18 protein-coding genes and 1 pseudogene are annotated in these 18949 nt (G+C 44.6%); 5 read left to right on the forward strand and 14 right to left on the reverse strand.

Annotated elements, in window-relative coordinates; all coding sequences use genetic code 11:
- Positions 1-325 precede the first annotated feature (325 nt).
- The 4 genes from IM496_RS13135 to IM496_RS13150 all read left to right on the forward strand — a co-directional run bounded on the left by IM496_RS13135 (position 326) and on the right by IM496_RS13150 (position 5346).
- Complete coding sequence (locus tag IM496_RS13135) at positions 326-1612, forward strand: FAD-binding oxidoreductase (RefSeq protein ID WP_287662161.1); 1287 nt, start codon at positions 326-328, stop codon at positions 1610-1612.
- Positions 1613-1621: 9 nt separating this feature from the next.
- Positions 1622-2977 carry a (Fe-S)-binding protein gene (locus IM496_RS13140; RefSeq protein WP_287662162.1) on the forward strand — a complete coding sequence of 452 codons (1356 nt, stop codon included), beginning with the start codon at positions 1622-1624 and terminating at the stop codon, positions 2975-2977.
- 141 nt (positions 2978-3118) lie between these two features.
- Positions 3119-4417, forward strand: coding sequence for a homoserine dehydrogenase (locus tag IM496_RS13145; protein ID WP_194015721.1), 1299 nt, complete (start codon positions 3119-3121; stop codon positions 4415-4417).
- A gap of 20 nt (positions 4418-4437) precedes the next feature.
- The gene (locus tag IM496_RS13150; protein ID WP_287662165.1) at positions 4438-5346 is read left to right on the forward strand and encodes a LysM peptidoglycan-binding domain-containing M23 family metallopeptidase; all 909 of its coding nucleotides are present in this window, start codon (positions 4438-4440) and stop codon (positions 5344-5346) included.
- Between the two features lie 142 nt (positions 5347-5488).
- Here the strand turns inward: IM496_RS13150 and eno are convergent.
- The 10 genes and pseudogenes from eno to argJ all read right to left on the reverse strand — a co-directional run.
- Positions 5489-6178 (reverse strand): annotated as a pseudogene (eno, locus tag IM496_RS13155) (phosphopyruvate hydratase); the annotation flags it as partial.
- A 280-nt stretch (positions 6179-6458) separates the two neighbouring features.
- Positions 6459-6578, reverse strand: coding sequence for a photosystem II reaction center protein J (locus IM496_RS13160; protein WP_043995402.1), 120 nt, complete (start codon positions 6576-6578; stop codon positions 6459-6461).
- Positions 6579-6620: 42 nt separating this feature from the next.
- Complete coding sequence (gene psbL / locus IM496_RS13165) at positions 6621-6740, reverse strand: photosystem II reaction center protein PsbL (RefSeq protein WP_002735805.1); 120 nt, start codon at positions 6738-6740, stop codon at positions 6621-6623.
- Between the two features lie 10 nt (positions 6741-6750).
- The gene (gene psbF / locus IM496_RS13170) at positions 6751-6885 is read right to left on the reverse strand and encodes a cytochrome b559 subunit beta (protein ID WP_002736175.1); all 135 of its coding nucleotides are present in this window, start codon (positions 6883-6885) and stop codon (positions 6751-6753) included.
- A 25-nt stretch (positions 6886-6910) separates the two neighbouring features.
- Positions 6911-7156, reverse strand: coding sequence for a cytochrome b559 subunit alpha (psbE, locus tag IM496_RS13175; RefSeq protein ID WP_002749269.1), 246 nt, complete (start codon positions 7154-7156; stop codon positions 6911-6913).
- Between the two features lie 78 nt (positions 7157-7234).
- The gene (locus IM496_RS13180) at positions 7235-8227 is read right to left on the reverse strand and encodes a photosynthesis system II assembly factor Ycf48 (RefSeq protein ID WP_130758490.1); all 993 of its coding nucleotides are present in this window, start codon (positions 8225-8227) and stop codon (positions 7235-7237) included.
- Between the two features lie 106 nt (positions 8228-8333).
- Positions 8334-8681 carry a rubredoxin gene (locus tag IM496_RS13185; RefSeq protein ID WP_002757647.1) on the reverse strand — a complete coding sequence of 116 codons (348 nt, stop codon included), beginning with the start codon at positions 8679-8681 and terminating at the stop codon, positions 8334-8336.
- Positions 8682-9257: 576 nt separating this feature from the next.
- A complete protein-coding gene (locus IM496_RS13190) occupies positions 9258-9482 on the reverse strand; it encodes a type II toxin-antitoxin system HicB family antitoxin (protein ID WP_194015723.1) in 225 nt (74 codons plus the stop codon).
- Positions 9483-10001: 519 nt separating this feature from the next.
- Positions 10002-11330 carry a pentapeptide repeat-containing protein gene (locus tag IM496_RS13195; RefSeq protein ID WP_287662168.1) on the reverse strand — a complete coding sequence of 443 codons (1329 nt, stop codon included), beginning with the start codon at positions 11328-11330 and terminating at the stop codon, positions 10002-10004.
- Between the two features lie 596 nt (positions 11331-11926).
- Positions 11927-13168: a bifunctional ornithine acetyltransferase/N-acetylglutamate synthase gene (argJ, locus tag IM496_RS13200; RefSeq protein WP_002759624.1), complete on the reverse strand. Its 1242-nt coding sequence runs from the start codon at positions 13166-13168 to the stop codon at positions 11927-11929.
- A gap of 180 nt (positions 13169-13348) precedes the next feature.
- Here argJ and IM496_RS13205 point away from each other — a divergent pair, with 180 nt between their 5' ends.
- Complete coding sequence (locus IM496_RS13205) at positions 13349-13756, forward strand: hypothetical protein (RefSeq protein WP_002781465.1); 408 nt, start codon at positions 13349-13351, stop codon at positions 13754-13756.
- Positions 13757-13768: 12 nt separating this feature from the next.
- On the opposite strand, the gene IM496_RS13210 is transcribed toward IM496_RS13205, so the two are convergent.
- The 4 genes from IM496_RS13210 to petC form a co-directional block, all read right to left on the reverse strand.
- Positions 13769-15418, reverse strand: a complete 1650-nt coding sequence (locus IM496_RS13210; protein WP_104396606.1) for an ABC1 kinase family protein — start codon at positions 15416-15418, stop codon at positions 13769-13771.
- A gap of 599 nt (positions 15419-16017) precedes the next feature.
- On the reverse strand, positions 16018-17079 hold the full coding sequence (locus IM496_RS13215) for a mannose-1-phosphate guanylyltransferase (protein WP_287662170.1): 1062 nt from the start codon (positions 17077-17079) through the stop codon (positions 16018-16020).
- A gap of 132 nt (positions 17080-17211) precedes the next feature.
- Positions 17212-18198 carry a cytochrome f gene (petA, locus tag IM496_RS13220; RefSeq protein ID WP_002754684.1) on the reverse strand — a complete coding sequence of 329 codons (987 nt, stop codon included), beginning with the start codon at positions 18196-18198 and terminating at the stop codon, positions 17212-17214.
- 43 nt (positions 18199-18241) lie between these two features.
- Positions 18242-18781 (reverse strand): cytochrome b6-f complex iron-sulfur subunit, encoded by a 540-nt coding sequence (gene petC, locus IM496_RS13225; RefSeq protein WP_002781457.1) that lies wholly within the window; start codon positions 18779-18781, stop codon positions 18242-18244.
- Positions 18782-18949: the final 168 nt, after the last annotated feature.

Consider the following 18949-nt stretch of genomic DNA (forward strand, 5'->3'; position numbering starts at 1 on the left):
TAGGGACTTGCGCTTTGATAATGTACCTTTTGGGCGAACGCAGTTCGCCCCTACATTGTGGACAAAATCCGTTACTGTAGGGGCGCAAAGCTTGCGCCCTCCGATCGATTGGGATATTATTCCCACGCAAGTCCCTTAGTTATTAGCTGACTTCTTTGTGCCTCAGTATGGCTGGAATTGCCCGACACCGGAGATGGAGAGTCAAACTAAGGTAATCTGATTAATAGAGGCTGAAAATTACTGATTAGCCCCAGCATTACCCCCATTCTTCGCCATTATCGGCCGGTAAGTCCTGACTCCTCACTCCTCAATTCTTTTGTAAAATATGACTGCGATCGCTGTTCAGATAACTTCTATTTTACCCCCCGACACGACGGTTATTGCCTGGCCACAAGTGCCAAAAGAGGAACAAGAAAGATTATCAAGGGCAATTAGGGGCAAAAGTCCTGAAATTATAGTTTATCCCGCTAATACAACCGCTTTATCCTCTCTGGTGCGTTTTACCAACGAAAATCGTCTGTCTTTACTGGCCTACGGTCAAGGCAGTAAATTAGATTGGGGTGGGTTAGTCGAGTCGCCCGATATTTTAGTCAGTACCCAAAATCTCAACCGGATTATTGACCACGCTAGGGGAGATTTAACTATAACCGTGGAAGCTGGGCTTAAAATAGCAGATTTACAGGCTTTTTTGGCTCCTAGCGGTCAATTTCTTCCTCTTGATCCCAGTTATGCCCATAATGCCACGATTGGCGGTATTATGGCCACGGCCGATGCGGGAACATGGCGGCAAAGATACGGTGGAGTCCGGGATCTGATCCTAGGATTCTCCTTTATCCGTCACGATGGCGAGATTGCTAAAGCAGGAGGGCGTGTGGTGAAAAATGTAGCGGGATACGACATGATGAAGCTATTTACGGGTTCCTACGGCACTTTAGGCATTATCGATCAAATTACCCTGCGACTCTATCCCGAAACTGCTAACTCAGAAACCCTGATCATCACTGGAAATAGCGAAAATATTAGCAAATTGAGTCAAGTTATTCGGCAATCGGCCTTAACTCCCACTGTGGCTGAATGTTTAAACCCAGGGATGACGCAAGCACTAGGATTAGGGGAAAAAGTCGCTTTACTGCTGCGTTTTCAAAGCATTCCCGAAAGTATTAGCGAACAATCGCAACAGGTGAGTTATTTAGGGCAACAGTTAGACTGTCAGACTAATTATTATCGGGATGAGGAAGAAATTTCTCTATGGCAAAGATACCGAAAAACAATCGATAATTATGACCAAGAGGGCAATTTTTTCGGCAAAATAGGATTATTACCCAGCAGTTTAGCTCTAGTTATCGACCAAATTAACGGACTAGCCTCGATTAATATTAGTAGCGGCGTGGGTAAAGTTATCTTAAAATCGGAGGAAAATCTTGACAAAATTCGCTCTTTATGCAGTGCCAATCAGGGTTATTTAACTGTGTTAACCGCACCTCCATCCCTAAAAGAAAAAATTGAACCTTGGGGTTATACAGGTAACGCGATTACCATGATGAAAACCCTAAAAACTAAATTCGATCCTCACGGTATTTTTAGTCCTGAACGCTTTCTTAACAAAATCTAATTAAAAATTATGCAAACCTCCGAATCTTCCCTTAACTTTCAAGAATTAATCGACCAAAAAAATCAAGGATTTGACCCCAATAATCCCCCCGCTCAAGAATTAATCGATAGTTGTGTTCACTGTGGTTTTTGTCTTTCTACCTGTCCCAGTTATCGAGTTATTGGCAAAGAAATGGACTCCCCCCGGGGTAGAATTTATCTGATGAATGCCATCAACAAAGGAGAAGCAGTTTTAGACGAAACCACTAGCCAACATTTTGATACTTGTTTAGGTTGTTTAGCCTGTGTTAGTACTTGTCCATCAGGAGTACAATACGATCAATTAATCGCCGCAGTTCGTCCGCAAGTGGAACGCAATCAACCCCGCAGTTTTAAAGATAAAATTATTCGTTTTCTGATTTTTAATCTCTTTCCCTATCCCGTCCGTCTCAAATTATTTTTACCCTTCCTCTGGTTATATCAAACCCTGGGATTACAAACCCTAGTCAGGAAATCGGGTATCTTAAAAATGCTCTTTCCCCGTCTAGCGGCCATGGAATCAATTCTCCCCAAAATTACCCTAAATTCTCTGTTTAAAAACTATCCCGATGTTATTCCTTCCCAAACGGAAAAACGCTATCGGGTAGGGGTGGTTTTAGGTTGTGTGCAGAGACTCTTTTTCTCGCCGGTAAATGAAGCGACAGTGCGGGTTTTAACTGCCAATGGTTGTGAAGTGGTTATCCCAAAAACCCAGGGTTGTTGTGCCGCTTTACCCGCACACCAAGGACAGGAAAAACAAGCGCAAAGTTTAGCCAGACAAATGATCGATAGTTTCGCAGCAAACGAGGTCGATTATATTATTATCAATGCGGCGGGTTGTGGTCATACTCTCAAGGAATATCATCATATTTTAGCCGATGATCCTGAATATAAAGATAAGGCTAAGGAGTTTGTGGCTAAAGTACGCGATGCCCAAGAATTTTTAGCCGCAGTGGGGTTAACTGCTGATTTATCCCCGATTACCGAGACAGAATTAACCCTAGTTTATCAAGATGCCTGTCATCTTTTACACGGACAAAAAATCTCCGTGCAGCCACGGCAATTATTGCAAAAAATCCCCAATATTAACTTAAAAGAACCTATCGATGCGGCCTTGTGTTGTGGTAGTGCCGGAGTTTATAATATGCTACAGCCAGATACTGCCGATGAATTAGGTCAGCAGAAAGTACGCAATTTATTAAATACTGGGGCCGCGGTGATTGCTTCTCCTAATCCGGGTTGTTCCCTACAAATTAAAAAACATCTACAATTACAGGGCAAAGATACACCCGTTATTCATCCTATCGAATTATTAGATTATGCGATTCGCGGGCTGAAAATTGGCTAACTCCCACCATTTGAGTTGTGTTAGTGGTGTCAGGGAAGCAAAAGAAAACCCCACAGATAAAGACCTTGTAATGATAGAATCGACAATGGCGACGGCTTGGCCATTAGTATTTTTTGCGTCGGACTAGCAGGAGACAAAAGCGTGACCTTTAAGATTGGTTTACTCGGTTTCGGGGTTGTGGGGACGGGAACAGCGAAAATCCTCCTCGATCCTTTTGGTCGTCATCCCGTACTCAAAGAGATTACCATTGGACGAGTGGGAGTTAGATCCCTAGATAAACCGAGAGAAATCGAGCTTTCTCCCCATCTTTTGACCACTGACCTAGAATCGATCGTTACTGACCCCGAAATTGATATTATTGTCGAATTATTGGGGGGTTTGGAACCAGCACGCTCTTTAATTCTCAAGGCAATCGCATCGGGAAAGCACGTTGTTACGGCAAATAAGGCGGTTATTGCCCGTTTTGGCGATGAAATCTACGCCAAGGCCAACGAAAAGGGGGTTTATGTCCTCCTAGAAGCGGCCGTGGGTGGTGGAATTCCCGTCATTAAACCCTTAAAACAATCCCTCGGCGCTAATCGCATCAGCAGCATCATGGGAATTGTCAACGGCACAACTAACTATATTCTCACGGAAATGAGCCAAAAAGGGGCAGATTTTAGCGAAGTTCTGGCCAAAGCTCAGGAATTAGGCTATGCAGAAGCTGATCCCACTGCGGACGTGGATGGATTCGATGCAGCCGATAAAATCGCTATTTTAGCCTCTCTGGGTTTTGGAGGTCGGGTAAAAAGGGAAGATGTTTACTGTGAAGGTATCCGGCAAGTTAGCGCCGTCGATATCGCCTACGCTGATAGACTGGGATTTGTGATTAAGTTATTAGCGATCGCAAAAGATACGGTTAAAGAGGATTCCGATACTCTAGAGCTGCGGGTTCATCCAACCCTAGTACCGAAAATCCATCCCCTCGCTAATGCTAACGGAGTCTATAACGCTATTCTGGTCGAGGGGGAACCCTTGGGACAAGTGATGTTTTATGGACCGGGTGCTGGTGGCGGACCGACGGCCAGTGCAGTAGTATCGGATGTGATGAATATCGTCGGAATTTTAAAAAGTAGTGGCAAAACCAAGGAACTTGACCCGCTTTTAAGCTGTGTTCACCAGCATTATTGTCAAATCGCCCCCATGGAGGATTTATCGACCCGTTTTTATGCTCGTTTTCTCTGTCGCGATGTGCCGGGGGTAATCGGTCATTTAGGTATGGCTTTCGGCGACCATGGGGTTAGTCTAGAATCCGTGGTACAAATTGGTATTAGGGGTGATTTAGCCGAAATTGTCGTTGTCACCCACGATGTACGCGAGGGCAATTTCCGCAACGCTTTAGCGGCAATAGAGTCTTTAGAAGCTATTGACAGTATTCCTAGCATTCTCCGGGTTTTGTAATTATAGAGATCGCTTTTTTTATGGTCATGGGTCGGAGAATCAGAAGTGAGAAAAGTTGGCTAAGTTTGACTAGCACAATTTTGTTTTTTTGTCTAGGTTTTTTGGGCTTAAATCAAAAATTAATTTTTGCCCAAGGGTCCGATAATGTTTGTCCCCTGCCGATTTTATCAAGGTTACAACGCCATAAGATCCAAGCGGGAGAAACGATCGCCTCCATCGCCGAAAAATACGCTCTCATCCCCGCAACGATAATTAAACTCAATCCGACTATTCTCAAAAATGGTTTGGCCCCGGTCGGGAAAGAAATCTTTATTCCCCCGATGAACGGCATTCGCATCGAAGCACCCAAGGGTTCCACTTGGCGAGATTTAGAAGCGGCCTATGGTATTCGTGCTGATATACTCTTTGAGCTTAACGGTTGTGGTCGCCGGCCGACAATAGTTTTTATCCCCGGCACCAATTGGTCCGCCGCCGGCAAGCGATCGGATTATACTGGATTGAGTTCTTATCCCTTATCCTTGGCCAGCACTGTCGGATTAGCCTACGGTTGGCAGAAAAGCCCCACGGAACAGAAAAATCTCTTTCATAGTGGTATTGATCTTCTTGCACCAATAGGTACACCTGTTCTAGCCGCCGAAGATGGTCTAGTGATTTATGTGGGTCAGGAAGGGGCCTATGGTAATTTGGTAGTAATTAATCATTTAGGTCGCCGGCAGACCCGTTATGCCCATTTAAGCAGAGTTACAGTGAGAATTGACCAACGGGTACGAGCAGGAGACGTTATCGGTGCGGTTGGCACCACCGGACAACCGGATATTATTCCCCCCCATCTTCATTTTGAGGTGCGCTTAGATACTCCCGTCGGTTGGACAGCGCAGGATGCCGCTTTGCATTTGCCCTCACGGGGGGACAGAGAGCCTGAAAAGTAGACAGGGGGTCGGGTTTAGAGGTTGGGTAAAATTTTTTGACTTACCCTGAGAGGCTAAAAAGTGAACCTAAATAACCGATTTGCTATCAAGGAGGGATCGAGAAAGCGGCTTTTATGGCTCTTCACTATCTCTTCAACCCTGATTATTGGCGGAAATTCTGCCAACCGGCATAACGAGCGGCTGCACCTAATTCTTCCTCGATGCGGAGTAACTGATTATATTTGGCCAGACGTTCACCACCACAGGGAGCGCCAGTTTTTAATTGAGCTGCCGAGGTTGCAACGGAGAGATCTGCGATAAAATCATCGGGAGTTTCCCCAGAACGATGGCTAATATAGACACTATAACCGCCAGAACGAGGGATTTTAATCGCTTCTAGGGTTTCCGTGACGCTGCCGATCTGATTGACTTTAATTAAAGAGGCATTGGCAACACCTCGATCGATCACTTCCTGAATAATTTTCGGATTGGTACAGAAAATATCGTCTCCTACCAGTTGAATGCGATCGCCTAATCGTTTGGTCAATTCTTGCCAACCCTGCCAATCTTTTTCACCTAAACCATCTTCGAGGGAAACGATTGGGTATTGATTCAGCCAACTTTCCCACATATCGATCATTTCCTCGCAAGATTTCCGACTTTGATCGGATTTGAAAAATTCGTAGTAACCGCCATCACGCCAAAGTTCGCTAGTGGCAGCATCCAGAGCGATGGCAAAATCTTCTCCCGGTTTGTAACCGGCTTTTTCAATCCCAGCCAAAATTAACTCTACCGCCTCCACGTTAGCCTTTAAACTAGGGGCAAAACCGCCCTCATCACCGACACCGGTATAGTAACCTTTATGATTGCGTCAATGGTAGGGGAGCACCGTGGTCAGTGAGTTTATCGAACTGCGTGCGCCCAAATTATCCCTATTCTTCTTTCTTCCACACAAAAACCAGAAGAGCCGTTTTTATTATTTTCTTTGTCCTTGTTTTTTATTCTGGAATGTGGGGTAAAATTCTACACCCCCTGCCCCCACGAAAAAATTTTTCAGCAAACCCTACTGAAAAAACCGCTAGTTATTTCTATAACTAGCGGTCTTTTGCCGGGGGAAATTACCTGCAATGGAATTACATAGAGGAACCTAAACCGGCGTAAGCTCCGTAGAAGAAAAGACCAACCACGGCGATAACGCCTAGACCGGCGATGGTGGCGACTAACCACAAAGGAATACGACCTTCTGCGAACATGAATAACACCTCCTAATTGCGATGACAATAAATCGGGACTAATTAGTTAAAGAAATAGCTGGAAAATAAAATTCCCAAGACAGCAACTAGGAGTAAACCTAGGTAAAGAGAAGTACGATTTAACTCGACGGCTTGCCGATTCGGATTAGGTGTTCTTTCCATAATTGTTCTCCTAGCGTTGAATAAACTGCATTGCCGCAATTGCACCGATAAAGAAGACAGTGGGGACAGCTAAGGTATGAACTGCCAACCAGCGAACGGTGAAAATTGGGTAAGAAATGGGTTGATTGGGATTACCACTAGCCATTGTTTTTATCCTTAATTAAAGTAAACTACTGATTAAACTGCTCGATTTGATTTTTGGCCTCAAAGCGATCATTAATGATCGGTAATTCTTGACGCTCTTGAGTGTAATACTCATCGGGACGGGGAGTGCCAAAAACATCGTAAGCTAAACCGGTACTCACGAATAACCAACCTGCGATAAACAGCATGGGGATGGTGATGCTATGGATAATCCAGTAACGAATACTGGTAACGATATCGCCAAAAGGACGTTCGCCGGTACTACCTGACATGGACGGTTCTCCTCGGAATGATAGGACTTGAAAAATTCAATCTCTATAATAGAGACTTTGTTGACCCTGAGACAAGTTTTAGGCCGGTTCGCTGGGGGGATTATATTTCAGTAAAACCCCATCTTGTCCCAAGACAAAACCTTTGTCGGAATTGATAAAAACAATTCGATAGAGATTGGAGGGGACACTTTCCACCGCGCGATCTTTTTGCCAAGATTGGCCGCCGTCATCACTGACCAAGAGATTGCCGCTACCACCAGCGACCCAAATTTCTTCGGGGGTGCGGTAGTTGAGGTCTAAAAGTCCCCAACTGGTGGAAAACTCGGGGAATACCTTATCTTCCCATGTATCGAGATCATTGGGGCTAGTAAATTGTAGTTGACCACCCCGGGCCAGGGCCCACAGTTCCCCTTTCTCACCATAACCGACTTTTTGTAAACGGCGGGAGGAAAGACGATTGTGGGGTTGCCATTCTGTTGACCCCGGTTCCCAGGTGGAATAAAAGTTCCCGCGTGCGGAAACGGCCACATATTTACCATCATGGGAACGAACAATTGTCCGGGCCACACCCACAGCACCTTCCACTAAAGCTTGCCAAGTTTTGCCTCCGTCTTTGGTGCGGTAGATAGCGCCTAAATCCGTGACCATTTCGGCGGTTTTGTCGTTCAGAGCGATAATTCCGTAGGGGGAACCGGGTAATTTTTCACTTAAGGGGATACGGGACCAGCTGCTGCCCCCGTCTTCGCTATGGAGAAGAATCGAGGGTTTACCGACAATCCAACCCTCTTGGTTGTGGAAACTGACGGCGCTAAAGCTAACTTTTTCGTCACCAAGGTTGAGGACTTTTTGCTGCCAACTGTCCCCCCCATCGCTGGTTTCAAAGAGGGTAGATTTGGTTCCCACTAACCAACCGTGCTGCAGGTCGCTGGTAAAGGCGATATCGGCAAAAGTCGAGTCGGTGTCGAGGGTGAGAATTTGCCAAGGACTATTGCTCAGGGATGGCACATTACTACAGCTAAAGCAGAAAAAGGCTACAGCTAGAACTATTACGAATTGTTTCAGTTTTCTCATCAATGGTTCAGAGGTATTGGTCAAGAAATCGGGACGGATTAGGGTTTGTAGCCCATGGTTTACAGGCTCATAAGAGCCGTTGGATTAAAGATAATGAGTGCTTGAGTTAGTTTAAACCATATAAACTAATAAAGAAAACAAATCCTAGCGCTAAAGCCCCGAAAATCAAAATATTTTTTTGTGCGGGAGTGAGACGGTTGACTCCAAAACCATAGCTAAGATTTTCTTGGAATCCCGAAGGAGCATCTTTAGCTCCAATGTTGATAAATTGGGAACGACGCACACCACACACGGGACAGCGCCACGTTTCTGGCAATTCCTCGAAGGGGGTTCCAGCGGGAGTGTTGGTTTTACTATCTCCCTTGCTGGGGTCGTAAACGTAGCCGCAGGAGCGACATTCGTAGTTGGCAGGGGCCTGGTCGGCTAGGGTTAGTTCTGGTGGGCGATCGCTCATAACTAAGATTAAAGGAATTTTCAACACTCTGTTACAAATTATCCTTGAAAATTGACCCCTCTCACGGGTAAGCCCTGACAGAATAGCCAGTTTTCAAGTCTTAAAAGGATTATCGAGGCAGCATATCGGCTTTAAAAAAAGTAAGATTGATCTATTAGGGCTTAAATGTCTATTAAAACTTTATTAAGTTTATATTTGGATTATTTACCCTGATTTTGGTACTCAAATTTATTCCGAAAAATTGAGAAATTTTAGGCAGGGAAGAAATTAGGGGTCTAATAGCAAATCCTGTTTAAAAAGTGGAGGAGAGTGGGGAGTGCCGGAGCGGGGAACTGGGAGAAGAGAGAAACAATCCATAACTTGGTAGTTAATCATGGTATTAAAAGCGGATTTGCTATCATATTAAATAAATTTAATCAATTTTAGCGATCACTTTTATATTTTGGCATAACTTATGTGGCGAAATATCATTTTCGCAGTGTGTTTGATGATTTATACTAAATCCGTCGAGCATAGGCTACTTATGAAGAGAGGCAAGAGGCAAAAGGGGAAATAAATAATCAGTTTTTAATCTGTTTAGACAACTAAGGGGTAGTAAAAATCATCTTCTATATCTTTTAAATTATCAATTTGATTGCGTTGTTTTTTAGCTTCGATTAATTGATGAGTGACATCTCTGGCAATTTCTAGGGTTTCTTGAAGGGTTTTCCCTTGTGCAACTAATCCCTGTAAGTCATCGGAGGTTGCTAAATAGACTCCTTCGGGTAGCTTTTCAATATGTAATTGGATCAATTTTTTCATCAGTTTTTCTCCTAGTTTAAGGCTTAATGGTCATTATAGGGTACATAGAGAATTAACAAAGTACAGATATTTTATCCCTGACAAACTAGAAGCTTGTTCTACATTTTATTATGAGCGCGAGGATAAAACGAATTTCTAGGCTGATAACTTCTCAATTCTAACTGATCTGAGCCTGAAATGGATAAGCAAAGACTGATAGGTAAAAGCTTCGTTACCGTAGTAACACACCTTTATTAGTGTTGGGTTTCGTTGTTTAAATCTAATCGAGAAGAGCGGCTGGATCATTGGGAGCTATTCCTTCATCTTGATCTAAGATCAATAAGTACCTAAGCAAAATTAATTACACATTTCGATAAAGCTTTTGCCTCTTGCCTCTTGCCTATCTTCACTAGGAAATTTATTTTGCACGACTACTTAATATTTTTATTTGTTGAGTTACACGTTTCTTCGGTTTGCCTAAGACAAACCGAAGAACCAAAAGTCTTACCCAACAAGGTTTTTAGATTTATTCAGCCAACCCTAATTAAAGTATTTAGTATTACAATTGATCGGATTTGGCGGATCTGAGTTTTTGTCCCTTTTGAGTTTCTCGATTTCTCGTTGATTGGCTTTCCAGTCCTCAGCCACCCATAATTGTTTATCAAAATCCCACTTGGCCTGCGTGTATATTGCTTTTTCCCAAGAGCAGGCCGATTTAATTTGTTCTGGATTAAGACCCACGGCTCGGTTGAGGTTGGCTCCGTTGAGGTTGGCTCCGTTGAGGTCGGCTCCGTTGAGGTGGGCTCCGAAGAGGTGGGCTCCGTAGAGGTCGGCTCCGTAGAGGTCGGCTCCGTTGAGGTTGGCTCCGTAGAGGTTGGCTCCGAAGAGGTAGGCTCCGTTGAGGTGGGCTCCGTAGAGGTTGGCTCCGAAGAGGTAGGCTCCGTTGAGGTGGGCTCCGTAGAGGTTGGCTCCGTTGAGGATGGCTCCGTTGAGGTAGGCTCCGTTGAGGATGGCTCCGTTGAGGATGGCTCGGTTGAGGTTGGCTTCCCTCAAATTTGTCCGACTTAAATCAAGAATTTTAATTTTATTAGAGTCATTTGTTTCAGCCAAATTATCCCCAGCTTGGTCATTCTCAACTTTACGCCGGCCGATTACCGTTAAAGCGGCCTGAACTGGAATACTCACGGAAGGGAGCTTTTCTAGGGCCTCCTGTCTTTCCTCTGGCTCCAGTTGTTCAATATTCGAGGGAATGGGGGAATTTTTACGAATGTAGGAAGTCAGGACTTCCATAATTGTCCATTGATCCTTGGGAGAATCTTTGGCAATTCGCTCTAGGGAATAAATGCCGCCAATTACCACCTCCTCTTTAGGATTACCGATTTGCTCGACAGCTTTCGAGAAGCGCTCGGTAATCAGACGTTCCTGAATCAGTTGCCTTTCCGCTTGAGAATTGAGATAATTGACAAAAAGCCCGATTCCTGCCGAAAGGGTAGCAATTAATCCCAGGGCAGAAATAATCGTTTTGACCACCTCAATGGCAAAGGTGCGGCTGTCTTTGTCTTCACGGGCAAAAAGTCCCGGTATTTGCTGAAATAGCCAGAAGGGAAAGATTAGCAGTTTCCAAGCAACTCTGACAAGAGACTGGAGCGATAGCAACAATCTTTTAATTAGCCTTTTTCCCCCGCGATAGGGCATCTTTAGATTCCAAGCAAGAATCGCTCTGGGATGTTGGCTAAAATATTCTTTCGCTTGCTGCCAGTCATCTATCTCATTGCCTTCTTTACCCGATGCCAGCCGTTTTTGATAAAACTCGTGAGCCTTGATCTGGTGCAATTCTAAAGGAATTCGTGGTGATTTTTTCGGAACCATGCAGCGTTTTCCCCGCCAATAGATGGATTTTGCCAAGGGACTGAGGGACTGACAAAACTGTTTTCGAGGTTGGTTGAAAAGAAGTAAGTAGGTAGGCGTTAAAAGTTGTCAGATCCCCCCGCCTATCGGCACCCCCCTTATCAAGGGGGGCAGGGGGGATCGAACCTAAAATCCATTTTTAATTTAATTATAACCAGCTACTTACAATCCAACCATTAAAGTTTATCTGTTAATCGAGTAATCGGCTCTCTCGGCTGCTGTGTAATCAACAGGATCGATCATCGAGATTGTCGGTATAGACTAGAGCCTAACGTCAACCTTTGATCAAGCTGTTGGGCTACAATCCAGCAAGGACAAGAGAGCCTGTTTAGAGAATCGATCGCTTTAAGTAGGGCTTGCTGAATAAATCTAAAAACCTTGTTGGATCAGACTTTTAGACTTTTTTTCCCTCAAAAAGTGCCAGCCGTTGCGGGGATCGGGGGGAAAATCCCTGGACTTTTTCCCTGAAAATTAGGTAACTGACCACCTGAAAATAGGTAAAACCCCACACCCCACACCCCACACCCTGCCCCTAGGAAAAGCTTTTTCAGCAAACCCTAAGTGGTGTACTCGGCGTTAATTTTGACGTAATCGTAACTAAGATCGCAACCCCAGGCCGTACCTGTTCCTGAACCGTTACCGATACAGATAGACATTAAAACGGTATCTTCTCGTAAATAAGCCCCGCTTGCTGCCGCTTTCAGGTAATTACTGGCACTAGCTCGATCGAACGCCAGAGGTTGGCCATTTTCCATCATCACGAAGTCGCCTAACTTAATTTGCAGGTCTTCTTGATGGAAGACAACCCCGGCCCGGCCCGCGGCCGCCGCAATTCGTCCCCAGTTGGGATCCCGACCGAAAACCGCCGATTTTACTAAGGAAGAACCGGCAATGGTGCGAGCAATCTGACGAGCGGACTGATCATCGGCCGCCCCCGAAACCCGCACTTCTATTAAACAGGTGGCTCCTTCCCCATCCCGGGCGATCGCTTTAGCCAAGTATTGACAAACTTCCGTTAACATGGCCTCTAACTTTTGGGCATCCCGGCCCATTTCTGTGATCGCCGTGGTGCGCGATTGACCGTTAGCCAAGGCGATCAGACTGTCATTGGTACTGGTGTCCCCATCCACCGTAATCTGATTAAAACTTTTATTAGCCGCCCGACTTAACATATTTTGCCAGAGAACCGTCGATACTGCGGCATCACAGGTAATAAAGGAGAGCATCGTCGCCATATTCGGGTGAATCATCCCCGATCCCTTGGCAATTCCCCCAATTGTGACCGGACGACCATCGATAGTGGTTTGCAAGGCGATCGATTTGGGGACTAGATCCGTGGTCATAATCGCCCGGGCCGTGCTTTCGCCACCATTTTCCGACAATAAACCTGCTAAGGTCGGTAAAGCGGCGGTTAACGCATCCATGCGAATCCGTTGCCCGATCACTCCCGTAGAAGCCAGCAAAATTGCATCGGCGGGAATCCCTAAAACTTGGCTCAAGGCGGCGGCACTATCGAGAGCGTCTTGCCATCCGGCTTCCCCCGTGGCGGCGTTTGCTTGGCCAGCATTACACAAAATCGCCCTGGCGCTGGCTTTAGTTTGTAGGCGTTGACGGCAATAATCGACGCAAGCGGCCCGCACTTGACTGGTGGTAAAGACTCCTGCGGCGATCGCTTCTGTTTCCGAGACAATTAGGGCTAAATCGGGCAAACCGGACGGTTTTAGCCCCGCGGCCATCCCTGCGGATTTAAATCCTTTTGGGGCCGTGATCCCCCCCTCTATTTCCTGCCAATCGGCCATTTTCTCCCGTCTCCTACTCAAATTCGACACTCGATTATAGCAAGTAAAAAGCCAAAAATTAGCAAAGGGTTTGACCGTTTCGGGTTGGGAAGTGGGGAAAAAAGGCCGACGGCTGATAATTACTGGCTGCAAATTAGCCTAAAATACGATTAATTGACCAGGATTTTGGGGCGATAGTTTATGGAACGCGGTTTATTGTGGACACCTTTATTAATTCTGTTTATTTGGTTGGCTTGGAGTGGTTGGAATGAATACCAAAAAGTGGAAATCTATCGACAATGGGCGGAAAACTTCGAGCGAGCTAAGTATGATATATATTCTGTCTTAGGTCAAAAAGATAAAATTATCACTTGGGGAAAACCAACTCGTAAGGGAGTGATCAATTTACAAACTTTTTCCCTAGAGGAGGTCAAAGAAATCCGTTTGTTAGTTAATAATCAAGTGGTGGATTTAGATGCTCTTCCCCCGCAGGGTTCCCCTTTTCTAGAATTTATTTTTAAGGAGCGATCGCCTGAAAAAATTCCTTTTACTGAAGTTGAATTGGCCAGTCGGTGGGCGAAATTTTTACAACAACAAATCTTAATTTAATGGTGAGAATTTCTAGCGCAATCTTCCTGATCGCAGGATACCGACAACTAACCATAAACCGATAAAACTAGCTGTAGCAAATAATACGGTACTAATAATAGTTAATTGCCGAGATTGGGTGCTGGCTGTGACAATGGCGGCCCCGATAATTAAGGAGCCAATAATCACACTAAAAGCTAGTCGATTGGCGGAATTATCTAAACTGCGACGGAGATTATCTAAGTCGCGAATTTTCAGATTAACATTTAAAGTTTCCGAGGTTAAACCATCTAGTAAAACTTCGATTTGACGGGGATATTTCAGGGAAAAAGATTTCAAGTCTAAAACTGTTCTTAGGGCAGTTTGTAGGGGAGTGCTACCGATTAACTGTTGTTCAAGAATATTAGTTAATAGCGGTTTGACTTCTTCCAGGATATTAATATCAGGATTAAATTTTCGGGCAGTTCCTTCTAAATTGGCGAGACTTTTGGCGAATAAACCTAAATTACCCGGAAGTTTAATTCTATTGCGACGGGCAATTTGCAAAAGTTCATAAACCACCTCACTAAAGTTAATTTGATTTAAATTGAGGTTATAATATTTTCGCAGCATCCGCTCATAATCCACCTCTAATTGTACTAAAGTAATCGGAACTACTGACTCGGACAGTTTAATAGTTAGTTGACTGCATCTTTTCGCATCTAAGTCAACAATTGCTAATAACAATTCTGTTAAAATTTGTTGAGTTTGCGGGTCTAATCTGCCCACCATACCACAGTCAATTAAAGCTACTCTACCATCGTCAAGATAGAAAATATTACCTGGGTGAGGATCGGCATGAAAGAAGCCATCAATATAAATTTGTTGAAAAAATGACCGAAACAAAATTCTAGTTATTTCACTTTTTCTTTGGGAAATTGCTTGCTCAGTTGGCGGTCTAGAAACATCGGCCTCTAAAATTTGTTTTCCTTCTAACCATTCTAACACTAATAGCTTGGAATTAGTTAAGTCCCAATAAATTTTAGGAATAACTAACTGTTTGGGTTCTGACCACCGACTCTGGGTTAAATTATAGCGCAATTGGTCAGTATAATGACCTTCTTGGGTGAAATCTAATTCCGCATTGACTGCTTTAATAAACTCCTCTGCTAAGTTAACAACGTCATAACTTTGACCAAATTCTGTTAGGGCAACTAAATCAGCAATTCCCTTAATTAAGGCACTATCTTGGGCGACAATTTTTTCGATACCCGGACGCAAGACTTTAATCGCTACTTCCTCCCCAGATAATAAAGTTGCCCGATGAATTTGCCCGATCGATCCTGCGGCGATCGGTTGGGGATTAATATATTTAAATACCTGTTCGATCGGTTTTGCTAACTGTTCGGTGATGACTATTTCTATATCTGTCCAAGCAACGGGAGGAACTTGCGCTTGTAGGGCAGTTAAAGCCTCGATATAATTAGCAGGTAGCAGATCGGGACGGGTACTAAGTAACTGTCCCAATTTGACGTAAAAAGGCCCCAATTCCACAAGGATTTTTTTGAGAACTTCTGGGGTGGGAATCTGGGGATTTTCTGTTTTTCCTAGGGTTAAAACCCCGCGCATATAGTCCCAACCGTTGCCGAGAACTATCTCAAGGATTTCTTTTTGTCTTTGACTGGTTTGGGGGAGTGAGAACACGGTATTATCAGTTATCAGTTATCAGTTATCAGTGGGGAAGTTATCAGTGATCAGTTATCAGTTATCAGTTATTAGTTATTAGTTATTAGTTATTAGTTATTAGTTATTAGTTATCAGTGATCAGTGATCAGTTATTAGTTATCAGTTTATCAGTGGGTAAGTTAGGTACTTATCGATGGCTGCATCCCACATTTGCAGAAATACCGATAATCAGCAATTATCAGTGACTCTTAAATTATTACAGATATATCAGCAGCTGCGTGTAAGCATCCCACAAAAAAACTAATGCGCAGGGGGTTCGGGGGAGGCGCTTCGTCCCCCGACGGGGGGTTTGGGGGGTAGAACCCCCCAAAAGCTTGGATTGAGCGATAAAACCGAAAGTAACGCCCGATTTTAGTAGAGAGTTTCCCTTAAAAAATCCCAACTTAGTAGATTTACAAAAATGAGATGTACCCCTTTCAGTTATCAGTTATCAGTGGGTAAGTTATCAGTGATCAGATTTGAGTTTTAAGTTAGCAGTATTAAATAGAGCTTTCCTACTGTCTTTTCACTGATTACTGTTTACTGATTACCGAAAAAGCTGGTAACTAATATCAATCCTATAACAATTTCTCTAATTTGGGATCGGTTTGTAATTGCTTGAGAACTTGTTTAATATCTTGGGTACGATCTTTGTGGACAACGAGAGTCGCTTTACCGTCGCGAACAATTACCAGATCTTTTAAACCAATAGTAACGATCACTTCCTCCTCATCACTAGCATAGATAATAGAGCCTTCCGTATCCAAACCGACATGATTGGCCAGTTCAATATTTTTGCCCTTTGCTTCTAGTAATCTTTCCAGAGAATTCCAATCTCCCAGATCATCCCAACCGAAATTAGCGGGTAAAACGTAAGCGAGTTGGGTTTTTTCCATCAAAGCATAATCGATACTTTTTTTCTCTAAATCCTCATAGGCAGCGATGCCCTGATCGATCAGAGGTTGTAAAATATTATTAGCGTGGGTTTTTAGCTCCTCTAAAACCACTTGTCCCTGAAAGATAAACATTCCGCTATTCCAGCTAAAAAGTCCCGTTTCTAGGAATTTTTCGGCCGTGGTGCGATCGGGTTTTTCCGTAAAACGACTCACTTTATAGACGGGTAAACCATTAAATTCGCCCTGATTTTCTCCCTGTTCGATATAACCGTAACCGGTGGAGGGATAATCGGGTTTAATCCCTAAAGTAACGATCGCTTTTTGGCTGACGGCCACTTCTACGGCCGCTTTTAAAGTGTTAATATAAGCCTCTTGATTACCAATATAATGATCGGCAGGAAAAAAACCGATTGCCACTTCCTTACCATAACGTTTTGCCACTTCTAAGGTAGCCCAAGTCACAGCCGGGGCTGTATCCTTGCCCACCGGTTCCACTAATAGGTTACTCTCCGGTAAATCGGGCAGTTGTTCGCGGACACCATCAGCGATCGCACTAGCGGTAATTACCCAGAGATTTTCCCAACCTGCCCCTAAAGATAATAGACGATCGGCCGTTGCTTGTAAAAGACTGCGACCACTACCATCAAGACAGAGAAACTGTTTCGGACGCGCTAGACGACTGAGGGGCCAAAAACGTTCCCCTTTACCACCGGCGAGAATGACTGGAACAAGCGACTGATTCATAAAAATTGACACTTATCGGTTAAGTTGAACCGATTGTATCAGACGGCAGCGAGGGGTGAGCGTTTTCCCGACCCAAAGCTAAAAAGCGGGCAAATAACCCGCTTTCTAGCAAAAATAACCGAAATATTGCGATTAGAAATTCATTTCGGCCGCTTGTACTGTTTCCACTTGTTTTTTCTTAATAACTAAGAGGATTTGGCAGAGCATAATACCACCGAGGAATAAAACCAATCCTTTGATCCGGCCGGGATTTTGCAGGACAACTTCCGTCTCTTTTTGACCAAAACCGCCAACATTGGGGTTACTGGTTAAAAATTGTCCCACTTCGATGGCTTGACCTTCCGAGACGATTAACTCAGGACCTGCGGGAATATTTTCCACCACGGGGCCAGCTTCGGAAGTGATGGTGACTTCATAACCACCGGCTTCGGTTTTGCTGATCTGGCTAATTGTACCTGCGGTAGAAGCTTTGAAAGCGTTATTATTGCTCGGTTCACCGGTGGGGTACACTTGACCGCGACCACGATTGGCCCCTAAATGCACAGCATATTTACCGAAGTGAATACCTTTATTTTGGCTAGGATCGGGGGCCAGGACGGGGAAAACGATCTCTTTGTATTGATCCCCGGGTAAGGGGCCGACGATAACCACGTTATCTTGACCTTCTTTGTAGGATTGGAAATAGACTCCACCGAGTTTTTCCTGCATTTCTTCGGGAATGCGATCGGGGGGCGCGATTTTAAAACCATCCGGTAGCATTAAGACTGCACCGACGTTTAAACCCCCCTTCGATCCGTCTCCTAACACCTGTTGACTGGCGGGATCGTAGGGGATTTTTACCACTGCTTCAAAGACGCTATCGGGTAATACCGAGTGGGGGATTTCAATTTCGGCGGGTTTTTGGGCTAAATGGCAGTTCGCGCAGACAATCCGACCTGTTGCTTCTCTGGGGGTTTCCGGGGCGGTTTGTTGCGCCCAAAAAGGATATGCTTGGGCAGATTGGGGGTTAATGACATCGCTGGTTAGGAGTAGGGAAACGGTAGCGATCGCCACGAGGACGGCTTTCACTAGGGCCTGTCTGTGGACTTGCGGGAAGCTTAAAAAGTTGAATGTTCTCATCTCTATCGGTTAAATAATTCCAAATCTCGTCACATTGAACAATCTAGGACCACCAGGGTTCTTCGCCGGTGCGGAAGTCGGTTTCCGTCCAAGTGGAGAAGACGACTTTATCATTATCGGTGACGTTGGCATGGGCGAGGGCTAAGGATAGAGGCGCTGGACCGCGAACTACTTTTCCTTCGGCATTGTACTGGGAACCGTGGCAAGGACACATGAATTTTTCTTCGCTGGCATTCCAAGGCACCACACAACCTAAGTGGGTACAGACGGCGTTAATTCCGTAGTTGGCCAGGGTTTTGTCCTCTTGGACGACTAAATAGGTGGGGTCGCCTTTTAAGCCTTGGGCTAATGTGCGATCGCCAGCGTTATGGCTGGTCAGAAATTGACTGACAATCACATCATTGCCTAGGGCATCTTTAGCGGTGACACCGCCACCCGTACCACCGGCCGAGGGGGGAATAAAATACTTAACAATCGGATACAAAGCCCCCGCTGCTACTCCGGTAATTGTACCAAAGGTCAACAGGTTCATAAATTGACGACGACCCAAATCGGGAACATCTGTACCGGAAACTTGACTCATTGCTCCTTATCTCCAAATGTAAATTTTTGTAAACTAATTCTCATCTAAGGGCGATTTTGTGCATCTCGATCAAGACGAAAACCCAGAGCTTAAAGAAGGTTTACAAGGGCTGTATTAGATTATTACAGATATTGAGTCACGGACAATTGATGCCAAGTAAAAAGGAAA

Source organism: Microcystis sp. M049S2 (assembly GCF_020245625.1).
Lineage (GTDB): Bacteria > Cyanobacteriota > Cyanobacteriia > Cyanobacteriales > Microcystaceae > Microcystis > Microcystis ichthyoblabe_A.